Raw genomic sequence first — 16,014 nt, 5'->3', positions numbered from 1 at the left:
TCAGCTCCTCGTCTCTGACGGCGTCACGGCCGTTGTCGCTGCCCGCTCCGGCGCTTTGGCTTCGGGGCGCCGACGGGCGCCCAGGGTCATACCGAGTGTCTTGGCTGCCACGATCTCGCGCAGGACCTCGTTGGTGCCGCCACCGAAGGTGTTGTTCTGCGCACGACGGGCGAGCGACTCGACACGGCCCTCGACCACGGCACCGTGGCTGCCCGGACGCAGCAGACCGCGGGCACCGAGCACTTCCTGCAACATGCCGTACGCGGTGACGACGCCTTCGGTGCCGAAGATCTTCGCCGCCGCGGAATCACCGCCGCCGAGGGTGTTGGCAGCGATATCCGACACCAAGCGCAGGTTCACGAGATCGGCGGCCGACAGCAGTGCGTAGACCTCCGCGAGTGTCTTGCGGACCCACGGGACGTCGAACAGCACACCCGGTCCGACGGGCTCCTGCTTGGCCCACGCGAGTACTTCGTCGTACATCTCGTTGGCGATACCGCCGCGCGCGGCCAGGGCGACCCGCTCGTGATTGAGCTGGCTGGTGATCAGTGTCCATCCCTGGTTCACTCCGCCGACGACGTTGCTCAGCGGCACCCGGATGTCCTCGTAGTAGGTGACCGCGGTGCTGATGCCGCCGACGGTCTTGATCTCGGTAGCCGAGAACCCCGGGGACGAGGTGGGCACCAGCACGACCGAGATGCCCTTGTGGCGGGGCGCGTCGGGATCGGTACGCACGGCGAGCCAGATCCAGTCCGCGAAGATCGCGGAGCTGGTGAAGAGCTTGGTGCCGTTGATCACGAGTTCGTCGCCGTCTATGCGCGCACGTGTCTGCAGCGCCGCGAGGTCGGTTCCGGCACCGGGTTCGGTGTACCCGATGGCGAATTTCAGCTCGCCGGTGAGGATCTTGGGAAGGAAGTAGTCCTTGTGTTCCTGGCTCCCGTATTTCATCAGGGCCGGTGCCACCGTGTTGAGCGTGACCAGCGAGACCGGGGCGCCCGCGCGGATCGTCTCGTCGTAGAAGACGTAGAGAGCCTCGGGGTCCTCACCGCGTCCGCCGTACTCCTCGGGCCAGCCGAGTCCGAGCCAGCCGTCGCTGCCCATCTGCCGGTAGATCCGGTCGAAGACCGGGCCGCCCTCGGTCTGGTCGACCAGGGCCCTGCGATCCTCGTCGTTGATGATGCGGGCGAAGTACTCCCGCAGTTCGGTGCGTAGCCGCCGTGACTTGTCGGACAGCTCGGGATGCATGTGGTCTCCTGAGAGGTGGTCGGATGGCGTGGGAGCGGCGCGGTTCAGCGATCCGTCGACAGCACGATCGCGCTGTGCGGAACCGGCGAGCCACCCGTGACGAGGACGTTGTTCAGCACCTTGGTGGGCTGGTTGACCGAGGTGCCGCGGATGAGCCGCACGCCTTCGGCGATTCCGTTGACGCCGTGGATGTAGCCTTCGCCGAGCTGCCCTCCGTGGGTGTTGACCGGGAGGCGGCCGTCCACCTCGAGGTTGCCCTCGGCGACGAAGTCCTTGGCCTCGCCGCGACCGCAGAAGCCGTACTCCTCGAGTTGCAGCAGCACCATGGGAGTGAACGCGTCGTACAGGATCGCGGCGTCGATGTCGTCCGGGCCGATACCGGCCTGTGCCCACATCTGCTTGGCGACCAGTTCGACCTCGGGCATCACGTCGATGTCGTCACGGTAGTAACTGCTCATCGAGATCTGCTGCGGGCCGACACCTTGCGCGGCACCGGTGATGACGGCCGGAGGATGCGGCAGTGAGCGTGCGCGTTCGGCGCTCACGATGACCAGTGCCTGGCCCCCGTCGCTCTCCTGACAGCAATCCAGCAGTCGCAGCGGGTCGGCGAGCATCCTCGAGTTCTGGTGGTCGTCGAGGGTGATGGGCCGCTCGTAGAACCACGCCTTCGGGTTGGTGGCGGCGTGCTTGCGCGACAGTACCGAGACGCGACCGAAGTCGGCGCTCGTCGCGCCGTAGCGCTGCATGTACCGGCGCGCCAGGAATGCTTCCTGCTGGGCAGGGGTGAGCAGACCGTACGGATTGATCCAGTTGCGGTATTCCTGATCGGTGCTCGAGTTGTAGGCGAACGGCGGTGGGCCGGAGCCGAATCGGTGGCCCGAGCGCTCGTTGAACGCGCGGTAGACCACGACGACCTCGGCGACGCCGGTCGCGACGGCCATCGCGGCCTGCTGGACGGGTGCGCAGGCACCGCCGCCACCGTGGGGGATGCGGCTGAAGAACTTCAGTTCCGGGATGCCGAGCGCGCGGGCCACGGCGATCTCGGGGTTCGTCTCCATGGTGAAGAGTGCGAAGCCGTCGACTTCTTCGACGCCGATCTGCGCATCTGCGAGCGCGGCCACCACGGCCTCGCACGCGAGTTGCCACTCGCTGCGACCGGAGTTCTTCGAGAATTCGGTGGCTCCGATGCCGGCGATCGCGGCAGCTCCGGAAAAGCCCTGCACGGTCATGGAGTCTTCCTCTCGTACGGCTCCACGACGACCTCCGCGGTGACGTGGACGCCCTTGCTGTTGCGGCCCTGCACTTTCACGGTGACGGTGCGGTCCTCGACCGCGACCACCTCGCCGCTCATCTGCAGCGGGTCGCCCGGGAAGGCGGGGACGCCCAGGCGCAGCGAGGCACGGCGTATGCGTGCCCCCGGCCCGGTCCAATCGGTGATGTAGCGGTCGACGAAACCGTTCGTCGCATTGATGCTCATGAAGACATCGGGTGTTCCGCGCCGTTGTGCGGCCCCGGCATCGTGGTGTACGTCCTCGAAGTCCTGCGATGCGATCGCGGTCGCGGCGATGGTGGAGCGGTCGAGGGGCAGTTCGAGCCCGGGAAGGGACTGCCCGACAGCGCATTCGGAGAGATTCACGACGTTCCTCCGACTTTGCGCAGCTGCGGGAGGATCTCACCGTGAGCGTGTTCGGCGAAACCCACCTCGAGTTCCATGCCGAGTTCGAGGCTGTCGTGGTCCACGCCCGCGATGTCGGCCACGATGCGGATGCCTTCGTCGAGGTCGATCAGTCCGACGGCAAGGGGGTATTCGAACGCCGGGTCCTGCGGGTGATGAATGATGGTCCAGCTGTGTAGGGTTCCGCGGCGCGATGATTCGACGGAGTCCCACTCGAACGACCGGCACACGGGGCATGCCGGGCCGGGCGGGTGCCGGAGGGTGTGGCAGTCGCTGCACCGCTGGATCTCGAGCCTGCCTTCGCGGACCGCGTTGAACCAGAACTCGTTGTCCTGAGTGATGGTGAGTCTGGGGACGGTGGTCATCACGCCTCCTTGGGGGTGTTCGGATTGAACCGGAGCATCCGGAAACGCTCCTCGGCGACGAGTTCGCCGTGCTGGTCCTCGTAGCGCTTGTACAACGTGAAGAAGCGACCGTCGCCGAGACCCGTTCGCTTGACGGGAGAAACGGATTCGATCGTCAGGTGGGCGGTGATGCGGTCCCCGGGAACGAGTTCGCGATGGTATTCCTGTTCGACGTTCGTGGCCACGACGGACGTGAGGCCTTCGCTGTCGAGTTCGGCAAGCATCCTCGAGTACGCGAAGTCCTCCACGATTCCTGCGGCGCGCTTGCGGTGCACCTCACGCCACCGGCGGTACCCCGCCATCACCCAGGTGGAGATCATCGCGGGAGGGCACACCACGGAGTCGCGACCGGTGGCGCGGGCCGCGTCGGCGTCGACATAGATCGGATTGAAGTCGTCGTGGGCTTCGACCCAGTTGCGGATCATCGCCTCGTCGACCGCGTACCGGGCGACCCGGGGCGGCTCGGCCACCTGGCCGACGTACTTCTCGTAATCATGCTCGACCGTCTGCATGGCCCCAATCACCTTCTCTTCGGCACACCCCACTCGGACGCCACGCTAAGTGCGGTCCCGAGCCGGTATCGCCCGATTCCCACTGAGCAGGAGCCGGGCGTGGTCGAGCCCGCCGACGGATACCAAACCAAGCGATTGCTTGGTAAGTTGGGCGGGCGGCCCCGCCGGTGGGCCGGACGAATCGACCTCGGTCGCCCCGGGCGACCACACGGACGCGGAGGCAGTGAATGGATCTGGGACTGGACGGCACGGTCGTGCTGGTGACCGGAGGCGTCCGCGGCGTCGGTGCGGGCATCACCCGAACGTTTCTCCGCGCCGGAGCAACCGTGGTGACGTGCGCACGCAACGAGGGCGAGCATCCCGTGGAGGCGGACGGCCGGACCGCGGAGTTTCTCGCCTGCGACGTGCGCGACCCGGATCGGGTGGGCCGGATGATGGACGAGATCGTCGCGAGGCACGGCAGGCTCGACACCCTCGTCAACAACGCCGGCGGTTCGCCCTACGCGCTGGCCGCAGACGCCAGCCCGAAGTTCCACGCCAAGATCGTCGAGCTCAACCTGCTTGCGCCGTTGCTCGTCGCGCAGGCCGCGAACGCGGTGATGCAGACCCAGGACGCGGGTGGCTCCATCGTCAACATCTCCAGCGTGAGCGGTTCCAGGCCGTCACCGGGTACCGCCGCCTACGGTGCCGCGAAGGCCGGAATCGACAGTCTCGGCCAATCCCTCGCGGTGGAATGGGCACCGAAGGTGCGCGTGAATTCGGTGGTGGTCGGGATGGTCGACACGGAGCAGTCGCACCTGTTCTACGGTGACGACGAGGGTGTCGCCGCCGTCGGCGCCACGGTGCCGCTCGGCCGCCTCTCCACTCCCGACGACATCGGTCACTGCGCAGCATTTCTGGCATCCCCGCTGGCGGCATACGTCAGCGGATCGACACTGACCGTCCACGGCGGCGGCGAACGCCCTGCCTACATGGCAGCGGCCCGAACGAAGGAGACAAAGTGAGTGGACTGCTGGACGGACGCGTCGCGATCGTGACGGGCGCGGGCCGGGGAATCGGCCGCGCCCACGCGCTGGCCCTCGCCGCGGAAGGCGCGAAGGTCGTCGTCAACGACATCGGTGCCGGCATCGACGGCGCCGCGACCGGAGAATCACCCGCGGAGCAGGTCGTCGAGGAAATCCGTTCTCTCGGTGGTGAGGCCGTCGTCAACGGCGACGACGTGGCCGACTGGGCCGGCGCGGAGAATCTCGTCAAGACGGCGCTCGACAACTTCGGGCGGCTCGACGTACTGGTCAACAACGCAGGCTTCCTGCGCGACCGCATGCTCGCGAACATGAGCGAAGAAGAGTGGGACGCGGTGATTCGCGTACATCTCAAGGGGCATTTCGCGCCCATGCGCCACGCCATGTCGTACTGGCGTGCCGAGTCCAAGGCCGGCAACCCGGTCGACGCGCGCATCATCAACACGAGTTCGGGCGCGGGCCTGATGGGCAGCATCGGCCAGGGCAACTACGCCGCTGCCAAGGCGGGTATCGCCGCACTCACGATTCAGGCCGCGGCCGAGTTCGGTCGTTACGGGGTCACCGTCAACGCCATCGCCCCGTCCGCACGCACCCGCATGACGGTCGGGGCCGGCGGCGCGATGGCCGAGATGATGGCCGCGCCGGAAGAAGGATTCGATGCGATGGCGGCGGAGAACATCTCGCCGATCGTCGTGTGGCTCGGCAGCACCGAATCGAAGGACGTCACAGGCCGCGTGTTCGAGGTCGAGGGCGGAAAGGTGTCCATCGCGGACGGCTGGCGTCACGGCGAGGTCGTCGACAAGGGTGACCGCTGGGATCCCAAGGAACTCGGACCGGTCGTGGACAAGCTCCTCGCGTCCACCGAGGCACCGACGCCGGTGTACGGAGCCTGACAGAAAAGATGCGCGCTTCCGGTAGCGAGAGCTATCGGAAGCGCGCATCCTTGTGCGGCGCAGATCAGGCGGGTGTGCGCACGATCAGGGTCGAACCGGGGAAGTAGGCCGCCAATTCGGTGCGTGCCTGCTTGAGAACGGCTGTGCCGTAACCCTGCTTGCGCAGTTCGGGGCGAACCCAGATGCGCACTTCCACCTCGTTGCCGACGAGCTCACCGAACGCGAATCCGACCGCGGTGGGCTCGTCGCCGGAAAGATCTTCGGCGACGAGCCACATCCCGGATTCGTCCTTCATCAACGCGTTTCCGCGCGCCTGCTCGGCGGCGACGCTTTCGGCGCTGTTGTCGCCCAGCTGGTCGGCACACCTGGCCTCGAGCAACTCCAGGTCGGTCGCCGTGTCCGAGATCGGACGCACGCGGAAATGCGCGCCCGTCGCGTAGGGCCGTGCCGCCGTCGTCCAGTGGACTACGGCGTCGAGATCTTCGAGTTCTTCCCGGATCTTCTTGCGCTCGGCCTTGGTCAAGCGGCGGAACGGGAGGTTGAGCACCGCCTCCGCGCAGAACTCACTCGTCTCGAGCAGCGCGGCGATTGCGGTCACCGCCTCCGCTCGGTCGGCGCTCTCGACGATGGCATCGAGTACCTCGTGACGTTGTTCCAGAGCACGCAGCAGCGCTGCTGCGATCTCCCGTCGGTCGAGGACCTGGTCGTGGTTCGTGGTTGCCATCGCGACATCCCTTCTCGAAAGCGTGTAACTACCGGTGCCAGTATTCCCGCATTCCGGTGTTGCCGCGGGTCGCCGTCCTACTCACAGACCACCACGGGGATGACGCGGTCGGTCCACGACTGGTAATTGTCGAAATCCGGGTACATCTCGACCAGCCGGGGCCAGTACGCCGCGCGCTCGGTGTCCGTCGCGACCCGCGCGTGCATCTTCCGCACCCGCGACTTGATCTGGACGGTGACCTCCGGATTCGCCTGGATATTGCGGAACCACAACGGGTGTTTGGCCATTCCGCCCTGCGAGGCGACCAGGACCACCTTGTCGCCGTCCTCGAGGAACAGCAGGGGAGCGGTGCGGGGCTGTCCTGTCTTGCGTCCGGTCGTGGTGACCAGGCAGACCGGGATTCCCCAGGGAAAGGCACTGCCGACGCGCCACTTGCCACCGACCCGGCCGCCGGTGGCCCGGTAGGCGGCGACGTTGACGCGCGACATCCACTTCATGATCGGGATGGTCGCCTTCGAGTTCAGTCCTTTGGGAGCGGTGTCCGTTCCCACGTCAGATCCGCTCGATGACGGTTCCGGTGGCGAGCGCGCCACCCGCACACATGGTGATCAACGCGGTCGAGCCGTCACGCCGTTCCAGTTCGTGCAGCGCGGTGGTCAGCAGACGCGAACCCGTGGATCCGACGGGGTGTCCGAGCGCGATGGCTCCACCGTTCACGTTGACCTTGTCCATATCGGGGCCGTGCACGTTCGCCCACGAGAGCAGGACCGACGCGAATGCCTCGTTGACCTCGAACAGGTCGAGATCGCCGATGCTCATGCCCGACTTCTCGAGCACCTTCGCGGTGGCCTGGACGGGGCCGTCGAGGTGGAACTCGGGCTCTGCACCGACCAGCGCCTGCGCGACGATGCGGGCACGGGGCTTCAGACCGAGGGCCTTGGCGCGGTCCTCGTCCATCAGTAGGACGGCGGCTGCGCCGTCGGAGATCTGCGACGACGTGCCCGCGGTGTGGATTCCGCCGTCGAGCACCGGCTTCAGCTTCGCCAGCGACTCGGACGTCGTGTCGCGAAGGCCCTGGTCCCGGGTGACGGTCTGCTTCTCGCCGGTGAGGTTGCCCTGCTTGTCGACGACCGGTGCGACGACGTGCAGCACCTCGCGGTCGAAGCGGCCCTCGTCCCATGCCTGCTTGGCGAGCATCTGCGACCGGACGCCGAGCGCGTCGATGTCCTCGCGGGTGATGCCGCGCCGGCGGGCGATACGCTCCGCGGCCTCGAACTGGTTGGGCATGTCGATGTTCCACGATTCGGGCCGTCGCGGGCCGGCCTGGTCGCCCACATTGGCGCCGAGGGGAACCTGGCTCATGGCCTCGATGCCGCACGCGATCCCGGCATCGATGGCGCCGGTGGCGATGAGACCGGCGATGAGGTGGTTGGCCTGCTGAGCCGAGCCGCACTGGCAGTCGATGGTCGTGGCGCCCACCTGCCAGGGGAGGCCGGCGTTCAGCCACGCGGTGCGCGTGATGTTGTTCGACTGCGCGCCGGCCTGGGTGACGCAGCCGCCGATGACCTGTTCGACGAGGGCCGGATCGATCCCGGCGCGCTCGACGACTCCGCTCTGGGCGGCGCCGAGGATTTCCGCAGCGTGCAGGCCCGCGAGCCATCCACCCCGCTTGCCGATCGGGGTGCGGACGGCCTCGACGATGACTGGGGTGCCCACGGCGGGCTCCTTTCTCTGCAGTTCTCTGCACTCTAAATGCTCTCTGCAAAGTAGAACAGGTTGCCGTCGGCGGCGGCAAGCGTGTGAATCGGTCGGGACGTGCTGATCTCTTGGTCACGAGCCGCGCCTGTGTTTGAATGGTTTTAGAACGTGTTACACATCACGCGAGCGGTACTCGCCAGGCAGGAGAGATAAGTGGCGCAGCCGAACATCCCCGAGGGAATCGACTTCACCGATCCCGACTTGTATGCAGACCGCATGCCCTTCGAAGAGTTCGCCGAACTCCGGAAGACGGCACCGGTGTGGTGGAACAAGAAGTCCCCCGACAAGGGGGGATTCCACGACGACGGGTTCTGGGTGGTGTCCCGCCACGAGGAGGTCCGTGAGGTCTCCCGCCGGAGCGACGTGTTCTCCAACTGGGAGAACACCGCGATCCCGCGGTTCAACGACGACATGCCCCGAGAGGCTATCGAACTGCAGCGCCACGTCCTGCTGAACAAGGACGCACCCGAGCACACCAAGCTCCGCAAGCTCGTTGCCCGTGGTTTCACCCCGCGCGCCATCAACGGTCTGCGCGACGAACTCGACCGCCGCGCGAAGTCCATCGTCCAGGATGCGTGCACCGCCGGTCAGGGCGACTTCGTCACCCAGATCGCCGCGGAACTGCCCCTGCAGGCCATCGCGGACCTCATCGGTGTCCCGCAGGAAGACCGCTCGAAGATCTTCGAATGGTCCAACCAGATGACGGGCTACGACGATCCCGACAACACCGCCGACCCGGCGGCGGCGTCGATGGAGGTGCTCGGCTACGCCTACCAGATGGCGGCCGACCGCAAGGCGAACCCGGCGGACGACATCGTCACCGCCTTGATCGAGGCCGACATCGACGGCGACGAACTCGCTCCCGAGGAGTTCGGCTTCTTCTTCATCGTGCTCGCTGTTGCCGGCAACGAGACCACCCGCAACGCGATCACGCACGGCATGGCGGCGTTCCTCGACAATCCCGAGCAGTGGGAGATCTTCAAGCGCGACCGCCCGAAGACCGCTGCCGACGAGATCATCCGCTGGGCCACGCCGGTCACGTCCTTCCAGCGCACCGCACTCGAGGACACCGAACTCGGCGGGCAGGCGATCCGCAAGGGCGACCGCGTCGTGATGCTGTACGCGTCGGCGAACAACGACGAAGAAGTCTTCGAGAAGCCGCGTGAGTTCGACATTCTGCGCGACCCGAATCCGCATCTGGCGTTCGGCGGCACAGGTGCGCACTACTGCCTCGGCGCGAACCTCGCGCGCATGGAGGTCGATCTGATCTTCGGAGCGATCGCCGACCACATTCCCGACATCACGAAGATCGGTGATCCGCGTCGCCTGCGGTCCGGGTGGCTCAACGGAATCAAGGACTTCGAGGTGGACTACAAGACGTCGGGTGGATGCCCGGTGAAGCACTGACACACGGCAGTACCGCGGTCCCCCGCACCTTCGGGTGCGGGGGACCGCGTCGTTCGCGACACCTGCGGGATGGTCAGGGCGCGGCGGTCGGAGACGGGAATGTCCGGCGGCCGTCGCGTGTTCAGGGCTCGAGCCGGTGCAGATCGTCCACCGTGTCGACGTCTCCGGCATCCGCGAGGGTGGTGCAGTCCAGACGCCGTACCCGGTCGCGGTGGTGCGCAAGGTAACTGCGGGCGCCCTCGTCCGCGGTGGCCTGCCGGGCCGCTGCGACCGCGTCGGCACGGTCGAACACGACCGGATGACCGGGCCGGTCGTCGAACACCGGCAGCGTCACCGTTCCGCCGTGGTGTTCGCCCAGTACGTGCCGGACCAGTTCGGCGGTGATGCCGGGGAAGTCCACGACGGTGAGCGCCACCGTGGCGTGACCGCCAGCAGCGTCGACGCCGCGGCGCAGCGACGTCGACATCCCGGTGCTCCACTCCGGATTGACCACCACGGTGCTATCCGGCGGACACGCCGCGGCGACCTCGCCGGCGTACGCACCGAGCACCACGATCACCTCGTCGCACCCGCCGTCGGCGAGCGCGGTGGTCACGGTATGCAGCAGGGGACGGCCGCGGTGGGGCAGGAGCGCTTTCGCGCGCCCACCCAATCGCGAGCCGTCCCCTGCTGCGAGAACGATTCCGGCGGTGCTCATCCCCCGACTCTACGAGGGACCGGCCCTACGGGGCCGGACGTACCGTCTTCATGGCTCGGTCCATCTCCCAGAACGCCCGCAGCGACACGATCTTGCCGTCGCCGTTCACCCGGTAGACGAAGGCCCCCTCGGCATCGACGATGTTCCCGGCCATCGTGGTGCGAATGGTGCCGATATTGACGCACTCGTCACCGCACACCAGCACGTCGTCGATGAGGAACTCGAGCTTGTCGGTGTTGGCGATCGTCATGTCGTAGAACGCGGCGATGGCATCGCGGCCCGTGTGCCCCTTGCCTTCCGGGTCGAATCCCGACGGCCCCACCGGGTCTTCGACGCACGCGTCGTCTGCGAAGACCGCGAGCCACTCGTCCTTGCGTTTGCCGCTGGCTGCCGTTTGCGACGCGCGCGCCGCCACCCGTGCGGGGTGTTCCTCGCTCATGCCGCATCCTTTCCGTGGATGTACTTGTCTGCGAACTTCCGCAGCGATTCCTGTTTCGCCTCGAGGGGGGAGTCGAACCCGTGGCCGTCGAAGATCCACGGCACCACGATGATGTCGGTGACGCCCGCATCGGCCAGCTCGGCGTAACCGGACGAACCGAACCGATCGACACACACAGCCTGGATCTCGAACGGCACGTCGGACCGCCCGTATTCGTCGCGCAGGACCCGCAGCCGGTCGATGACCGCCACCAGGTCGTCGAACCCGATCATGGCCGACGTCCAGCCGTCACCGACCCGTGCGGCACGACGCAGCGCGATATCGGTGTGCCCACCCACGTAGAGCGGCACCGGGGTACTGGGAGCCGGACTCATCTGAAGCCGGTCGAATTCGAAGAACTCGCCGTGATGCTCGACCATGCCGCCACCGAGAATCAGCTTCAGCACATCGATCATTTCGTCGACGCGCTTGCCGCGCCGGGCATATGGGACGCCGCACCACTCGAATTCTTCCGGTGCCCAGCCGATGCCGACTCCGAGACCGAACCGGTCTCCCGTCAGATTCGCGACGGAGCCGACTTGGCGAGCCAGCAGAACAGGGTTGCGCGACCCCAACTTCAACACCTGGGTATAGAACCGGATGGTCGAGGTCGCCGCGCCCATCGCGGCGGCGGCGATCAGCGGATCCACCCACGGTGTGTCTGCCGTCCACATCCGGGACCCGTCCGGGGTGTACGGATAGTCGACGGTCTGCTTCTCCATGAAGAACAGTGAGTCGGGAAGGGCGATCGACGAGAACCCGCACTCCTCGGCGGTGCGCGCGATACCGCTCAACTGATCGAGCGGCGTCATCGCGACCCCGACGGTGAAATCCACCATGTGACGCTCCTAGTTCGTCGGTCGATCGGAAGAAACCACCCACATCGAGAAGTACTGCGAACCACCGCCGTAGGCGTGACCGAGTGCTTTGCGGGCACCGTCGACCTGGTGGTCGCCGGCCTTGCCCATGACCTGGATCGCGGCCTCGGCGAAGCGGATCATGCCGGACGCGCCGATGGGGTTGGAGCACAGGACCCCGCCGGACATGTTGATCGGCAGTTGTCCCCCGATCGCGGTTTCGCCGGACTCGGTCAGCTTCCAGCCCGATCCCTGCGGAGTGAATCCGAGGTTCTCGAGCCACATCGGCTCGAACCAGGAAAAGGGGACGTAGATTTCGGCGCAGTCGATTTCGGTGAGCGGATCGGTGATGCCCGCCTGCTTCCACAATGCTGCTGCCGCGTCCCGGCCGGCCTGGGGGTCGACCTGGTCGCGGCCCGCGTACGTCGTGGGTTCGGTCCGCATCGCGGTGGCGTGGATCCACGCCACCGGGCGCCCGGCGGCCTCTGCCGCGGCGGCGCTGTCGGAGTCACCGATCACCACGGCACACGCGCCGTCCGACGACGGGCAGGTTTCGTCGTAGCGGATGGGGTCCCACAGCATCTGCGATGCCTGAACCTTCTCCAGGGTGATGTCCGGCTGCCTGAGGTGTGCGTACGGGTTCTTCGCACCGTTGAGCCGGTCTTTGACCGCCACCATCGCGCCCACGTGCTCCGGGGCGCCGGACCTGCGGATGTAGGAGCGGACGTGCGGGGCGAAGTAGCCGCCCGCGCCCGCACCGACCGGCATCGTGAACGGCACCGGTGTCGACAGCGCCCACATCGCGTTGGATTCGGACTGCTTCTCCCACGCCACGGCGAGGACTCGGCGGTGGACGCCGGACTGCACCATGCTCGCCGCGACGTTGGCGGTGGATCCTCCCACCGACCCCGCCGTGTGTACGCGCAGCATCGGTTTGCCGGTGGCGCCGATCGCATCGACCATCGACAACTCGGGCATCATGACGCCCTCGAACAGGTCGGGTGCCTTGCCGATGATGACGGCGTCGATGTCGTCCCAGCCCACCTGGGCGTCGAGCATGGCGCGGTCGATCGCCTCGCGCACCAGGCCGGACATCGATACGTCGTGACGCTTGGCGACGTAATGGGTCTGCCCGGTGCCCAGGACAGCTGCGGGTTGCTTGGCCATCAGTTACGTCCCTCCAGGACAGCTACCAGATTCTGTTGCAGCAGTGCGCCACTCGTCGCGTGGGCCAGCGCGCGACCCGCTGTCCCGTTCATGATCGCTTGTGCGGCGTAACCGATTCGCTCGAGGCCGCCGGAGAACATCGCGTTGCCGCTGAGCGGACCGCCCGACGGATTGACGGCGGTGTCGTCGCCGAGTCCGATCTCCTCGCGCAGGATGAGTTCCTGATGGGTGAACGGGGCGTGCAGTTCGGCGACGTCGAACGCGGTGTCGCCGCCCGTCACGGCGCGTGCCGCGGCACGCGCGGACGGCGCGGTGGTGAGGTCGGCGGCGCCGAAGTTCGGCGAGTCGATCCGATGCTCGATTCCGGTGATCCAGGCGGGGTTCTCGCACAGTTCGCGTGCGCGGTCTCCTGTGGCCAGAACGATTGCGGCGGCGCCGTCGGTGACGGGAGCGCAGTCGTGCTTCCGGAGCGGGTCGGCGATGTACGGGCGGGACAGGAGTTCGTCGATGTCGAGGTCGCCGGAGAGCTGGGCCTTCGGGTTGTTCTTCGCTGCGGCGAGAGAGCGCACGGCTACTTCGGCCATCTCGCGATCCGTCCACTTCCCGGATTCGAGACCCATCCGGGCCTGCAGTCCGGCAAGGGAGACGGAGTCGACGCCGAGCGGTGCGACGAGATACGGATCGAGTTGCAGCGACAGTGTCCGCCGCAGGGTGCCGGCCGACGACTTGCCGAAGCCGTAGACCAGTGCGGTGTCCACTTCGCCGGTGATGAGTTTGACCCACGCCTCGTAGAGCGCCCAGGCGGCGTCCATCTCGACGTGTGACTCGTTGATGGGCGGGACGGCGCCGATGGCGTCGATGGCCGAGATGAACGAGAAGGCGCGCCCGGCCAGGTAATCCGAAGACCCGGAGCACCAGAACCCGATATCGGACTTCGTGATGCCGAGCTTGTCGTAGAGCTCCTGGAAACAGGGGACGAGCATCTCGACACCGTTGGTGGTGCCGAATGTCTCGCGCACGTGGGGGGCGTGCGCGAAGCCGACGACTGCAATGTCTGTCATGGTGCTCGACGCTCCTAGAGGTGGTGTTTGAAGGTGTCGAACTCGGCGTCGGGCTCGCCGGTCGGGCGGAAGTATTCGATGTTGCGCAGTGTGTGGTCCCACTCTTCCCGCGGTCGCCACTTGGCCTCGACACGCATTCCCATGCGCACGTCGGTGGCCTCGCACTCGAGAATGAGGTGGAGGAACGGGATGTCGGCACCGTCGAGCAGCACATATGCGGCGACGTAAGGAGGCTTGATCTGCTGGCCCATGAACGGCACGTTGACGATGCAGAACGTCGTGACGGTGCCCTTGTCGGGCAACTCGACCGGTTCCTTGGTGGGGACGCCGTCGGTGGGGCTCGCCCCGCGCGGCGGCACGTACACCTTCTCACCGGGACCCGTGCGGCCGCCGATGATCTTGCCTTCCTTCAATCCCCGGAGATACCAGGATTCTTCGGGTGACGCGCTGTGCCGGTAGTGCAGGTCGACGGGAGTGGTGATCATCGAGACGGGCTCGCCGGGCTCGGACGGTGTGTCCGCGGTCGCTTCACCGGGCTCGAAGGCCGCGATGTCGTGGATTCCGCCGGTGCGTTCGGAGGCCCAGCGGACCCGGACGCGCATGCCGGTGTCGATGTCGTCGGGGGAGGCGACGTCCACTGCGTGGAGCATCGAGGTGTCGGCACCGTCGAGGCGGACGAGAGCCCATGCGAAAGGCCGGTCGAAGGGCTGGCCCGGCAACGGGTCCGCATTCCACGTCCAGCTGACGACGGTTCCCGTCAGGCCCACCTCGACGAAATCGGTGAGCGGTTCATGGGTGACGGGGTCGTATTCCGGGGGCGGGACGAAGATCCTGCCGTCGGATCCGCGCGCACCGACGATGCGACCGTCGCGCAGTCCGGTGACGAACGCGCCCACGGTCGGCCCGGTGGATCGTGTGTAGTCGAACTTCAGATTCAGCGGTGCATTCAGCGGTGGCTCGGCGACCGCACTCTTTCCCAGGCTCACAAGTTCGAGTAGAACAGGTTCTAGTGTTGCTGGCAAGGGTACCGTGTGATCTGCACCTTGCCGCGCTTGGTCCGACCCGAAAGGCGTGCAATGAAACTGGGACTGCAACTGGGATACTGGGGTGCGCAACCCCCGGGCAACGGACCGGAACTCGTTGCAGCAGCCGAAGCCGAGGGGTTCGATGCGGTGTTCGCAGCCGAGTCGTGGGGCTCGGATGCGTTCACCCCGCTCGCATGGTGGGGGTCGGCGACCGACCGGGTGCGGCTGGGTACCTCCGTCGTCCAGATCTCGGCGCGTACGCCGACCAGTTGCGCGATGCACGCGCTGACACTCGATCACCTCTCGGGCGGCCGGCACATCCTCGGTCTCGGTGTATCCGGTCCACAGGTGGTCGAGGGCTGGTACGGCGCGCCGTTCGAGAAGCCGCTCGCGCGAACCAGGGAGTACGTCTCGATCATCCGTCGGGTGCTGGCCCGTGAAGCGCCGGTCACGAGTCCGGGGCCGCACTACCCGCTCCCGTACACCGGAGCCGGAGCCACCGGACTCGGGAAACCGCTCAAGCCCATCACCCACCCGTTGCGTTCGGACATACCCATCTGGCTGGGCGCCGAGGGTCCCAAGAATGTCGCACTCACCGCGGAGATCGCCGACGGGTGGCTCGCCATCTACTACACGCCGCGGCTCGCACCGATGTACAACGAATGGCTCGACGAAGGGTTCGCCCGTGCCGGCGCACGTCGCACGCGCGAGGACTTCGAGATCGCCGCGACGTGCCAGGTGGTGGTGACCGACGACCGTGAGGGCACCGTCGCCGCGATGAAACCGGTGACGGCGTTGTATGTCGGAGGGATGGGAGCGCCCGAGCTGAACTTTCACGCGCAGGTGTACCGGCGCATGGGCTACGGCGACGTCGTCGACGAGGTCACCGAACTTTTCCGCGCCGGCCGCAAAGACGAAGCAGCCGCGGCGATTCCGGACGAGATGGTGACCGAGACGATGATCGTCGGTGACCTGGCAGAGGTGCGCGAGGGGGTGCGCAGGTGGGAGGACGCCGGCGTCACCATGTTGCTCGTCTCGTGCCGCGACGCCGCCCAGATCAAGGAGCTGGCCTCGGCCGTGCTGCAGTGA

18 protein-coding genes are annotated in these 16,014 nt (G+C 66.9%); 4 read left to right on the top strand and 14 right to left on the bottom strand.

The genetic code is table 11. From position 1 onward, the window contains the following. Genes HF886_RS08200 through HF886_RS08180 form a run of 5 tightly spaced genes read right to left on the bottom strand, consistent with a single transcriptional unit; the run spans position 1 to position 3,836 of the window. Positions 1-1,245, bottom strand: a complete 1,245-nt coding sequence (locus tag HF886_RS08200) for an acyl-CoA dehydrogenase family protein (protein ID WP_169652020.1) — start codon at positions 1,243-1,245, stop codon at positions 1-3. Between the two features lie 44 nt (positions 1,246-1,289). Further along, on the bottom strand, positions 1,290-2,474 hold the full coding sequence (locus HF886_RS08195) for a lipid-transfer protein (protein ID WP_169623119.1): 1,185 nt from the start codon (positions 2,472-2,474) through the stop codon (positions 1,290-1,292). Continuing rightward, positions 2,471-2,881 carry a MaoC/PaaZ C-terminal domain-containing protein gene (locus tag HF886_RS08190; protein WP_169623120.1) on the bottom strand — a complete coding sequence of 137 codons (411 nt, stop codon included), beginning with the start codon at positions 2,879-2,881 and terminating at the stop codon, positions 2,471-2,473. The genes HF886_RS08195 and HF886_RS08190 overlap by 4 nt, the downstream gene beginning before the upstream one ends. Continuing rightward, positions 2,878-3,285 (bottom strand): Zn-ribbon domain-containing OB-fold protein, encoded by a 408-nt coding sequence (locus tag HF886_RS08185; RefSeq protein ID WP_169623121.1) that lies wholly within the window; start codon positions 3,283-3,285, stop codon positions 2,878-2,880. Before HF886_RS08185 ends, HF886_RS08190 begins: the two co-directional genes overlap by 4 nt. Next, a complete protein-coding gene (locus HF886_RS08180) occupies positions 3,285-3,836 on the bottom strand; it encodes a MaoC family dehydratase N-terminal domain-containing protein (protein ID WP_169652019.1) in 552 nt (183 codons plus the stop codon). The genes HF886_RS08185 and HF886_RS08180 overlap by 1 nt, the downstream gene beginning before the upstream one ends. A gap of 227 nt (positions 3,837-4,063) precedes the next feature. Here HF886_RS08180 and HF886_RS08175 point away from each other — a divergent pair, with 227 nt between their 5' ends. Continuing rightward, on the top strand, positions 4,064-4,840 hold the full coding sequence (locus tag HF886_RS08175) for an SDR family oxidoreductase (protein WP_169623123.1): 777 nt from the start codon (positions 4,064-4,066) through the stop codon (positions 4,838-4,840). Beyond that, on the top strand, positions 4,837-5,751 hold the full coding sequence (locus HF886_RS08170) for an SDR family oxidoreductase (RefSeq protein ID WP_169623124.1): 915 nt from the start codon (positions 4,837-4,839) through the stop codon (positions 5,749-5,751). Before HF886_RS08175 ends, HF886_RS08170 begins: the two co-directional genes overlap by 4 nt. Positions 5,752-5,815: 64 nt before the next feature. Here HF886_RS08170 and HF886_RS08165 read toward each other — a convergent pair whose 3' ends face one another. From HF886_RS08165 to HF886_RS08155, 3 genes are all read right to left on the bottom strand, one after another. Next, positions 5,816-6,475: a GNAT family N-acetyltransferase gene (locus tag HF886_RS08165; RefSeq protein ID WP_169623125.1), complete on the bottom strand. Its 660-nt coding sequence runs from the start codon at positions 6,473-6,475 to the stop codon at positions 5,816-5,818. A 77-nt stretch (positions 6,476-6,552) separates the two neighbouring features. Beyond that, positions 6,553-7,026 (bottom strand): nitroreductase family deazaflavin-dependent oxidoreductase, encoded by a 474-nt coding sequence (locus tag HF886_RS08160; protein WP_296550254.1) that lies wholly within the window; start codon positions 7,024-7,026, stop codon positions 6,553-6,555. A 1-nt stretch (position 7,027) separates the two neighbouring features. Then, positions 7,028-8,191: a steroid 3-ketoacyl-CoA thiolase gene (locus HF886_RS08155; protein WP_169623126.1), complete on the bottom strand. Its 1,164-nt coding sequence runs from the start codon at positions 8,189-8,191 to the stop codon at positions 7,028-7,030. Between the two features lie 195 nt (positions 8,192-8,386). Between HF886_RS08155 and HF886_RS08150 the strand changes: the two genes are divergently transcribed. Beyond that, positions 8,387-9,640: a cytochrome P450 gene (locus HF886_RS08150; protein WP_169652018.1), complete on the top strand. Its 1,254-nt coding sequence runs from the start codon at positions 8,387-8,389 to the stop codon at positions 9,638-9,640. Positions 9,641-9,761: 121 nt separating this feature from the next. Here HF886_RS08150 and HF886_RS08145 read toward each other — a convergent pair whose 3' ends face one another. From HF886_RS08145 to HF886_RS08120, 6 genes are read right to left on the bottom strand one after another with little or no spacing between them, the layout of a single operon-like run. Then, positions 9,762-10,337 carry a nucleotidyltransferase family protein gene (locus tag HF886_RS08145; protein ID WP_169652017.1) on the bottom strand — a complete coding sequence of 192 codons (576 nt, stop codon included), beginning with the start codon at positions 10,335-10,337 and terminating at the stop codon, positions 9,762-9,764. Positions 10,338-10,362: 25 nt separating this feature from the next. Then, on the bottom strand, positions 10,363-10,776 hold the full coding sequence (locus tag HF886_RS08140) for a nuclear transport factor 2 family protein (RefSeq protein ID WP_169652016.1): 414 nt from the start codon (positions 10,774-10,776) through the stop codon (positions 10,363-10,365). After that, the gene (locus tag HF886_RS08135; RefSeq protein ID WP_296549162.1) at positions 10,773-11,651 is read right to left on the bottom strand and encodes a TIGR03619 family F420-dependent LLM class oxidoreductase; all 879 of its coding nucleotides are present in this window, start codon (positions 11,649-11,651) and stop codon (positions 10,773-10,775) included. Before HF886_RS08135 ends, HF886_RS08140 begins: the two co-directional genes overlap by 4 nt. Positions 11,652-11,663: 12 nt before the next feature. Next, complete coding sequence (locus HF886_RS08130; protein ID WP_169621391.1) at positions 11,664-12,839, bottom strand: thiolase domain-containing protein; 1,176 nt, start codon at positions 12,837-12,839, stop codon at positions 11,664-11,666. Then, positions 12,839-13,900, bottom strand: coding sequence for a thiolase domain-containing protein (locus tag HF886_RS08125; RefSeq protein ID WP_169621390.1), 1,062 nt, complete (start codon positions 13,898-13,900; stop codon positions 12,839-12,841). Before HF886_RS08125 ends, HF886_RS08130 begins: the two co-directional genes overlap by 1 nt. A 14-nt stretch (positions 13,901-13,914) precedes the next feature. Further along, entirely contained in the window at positions 13,915-14,886 is a 972-nt protein-coding gene (locus HF886_RS08120) for an OB-fold nucleic acid binding domain-containing protein (protein ID WP_169652015.1), read from the bottom strand. 90 nt (positions 14,887-14,976) lie between these two features. Here HF886_RS08120 and HF886_RS08115 point away from each other — a divergent pair, with 90 nt between their 5' ends. Further along, positions 14,977-16,014 carry an LLM class F420-dependent oxidoreductase gene (locus HF886_RS08115; protein WP_169652014.1) on the top strand — a complete coding sequence of 346 codons (1,038 nt, stop codon included), beginning with the start codon at positions 14,977-14,979 and terminating at the stop codon, positions 16,012-16,014.

This window comes from Rhodococcus sp. 105337, assembly GCF_012844225.1.
Lineage (GTDB): Bacteria > Actinomycetota > Actinomycetes > Mycobacteriales > Mycobacteriaceae > Rhodococcus.
Note: the sequence above shows the minus strand (reverse complement) of the source record. Positions and strands in the feature narration are given on the sequence as shown.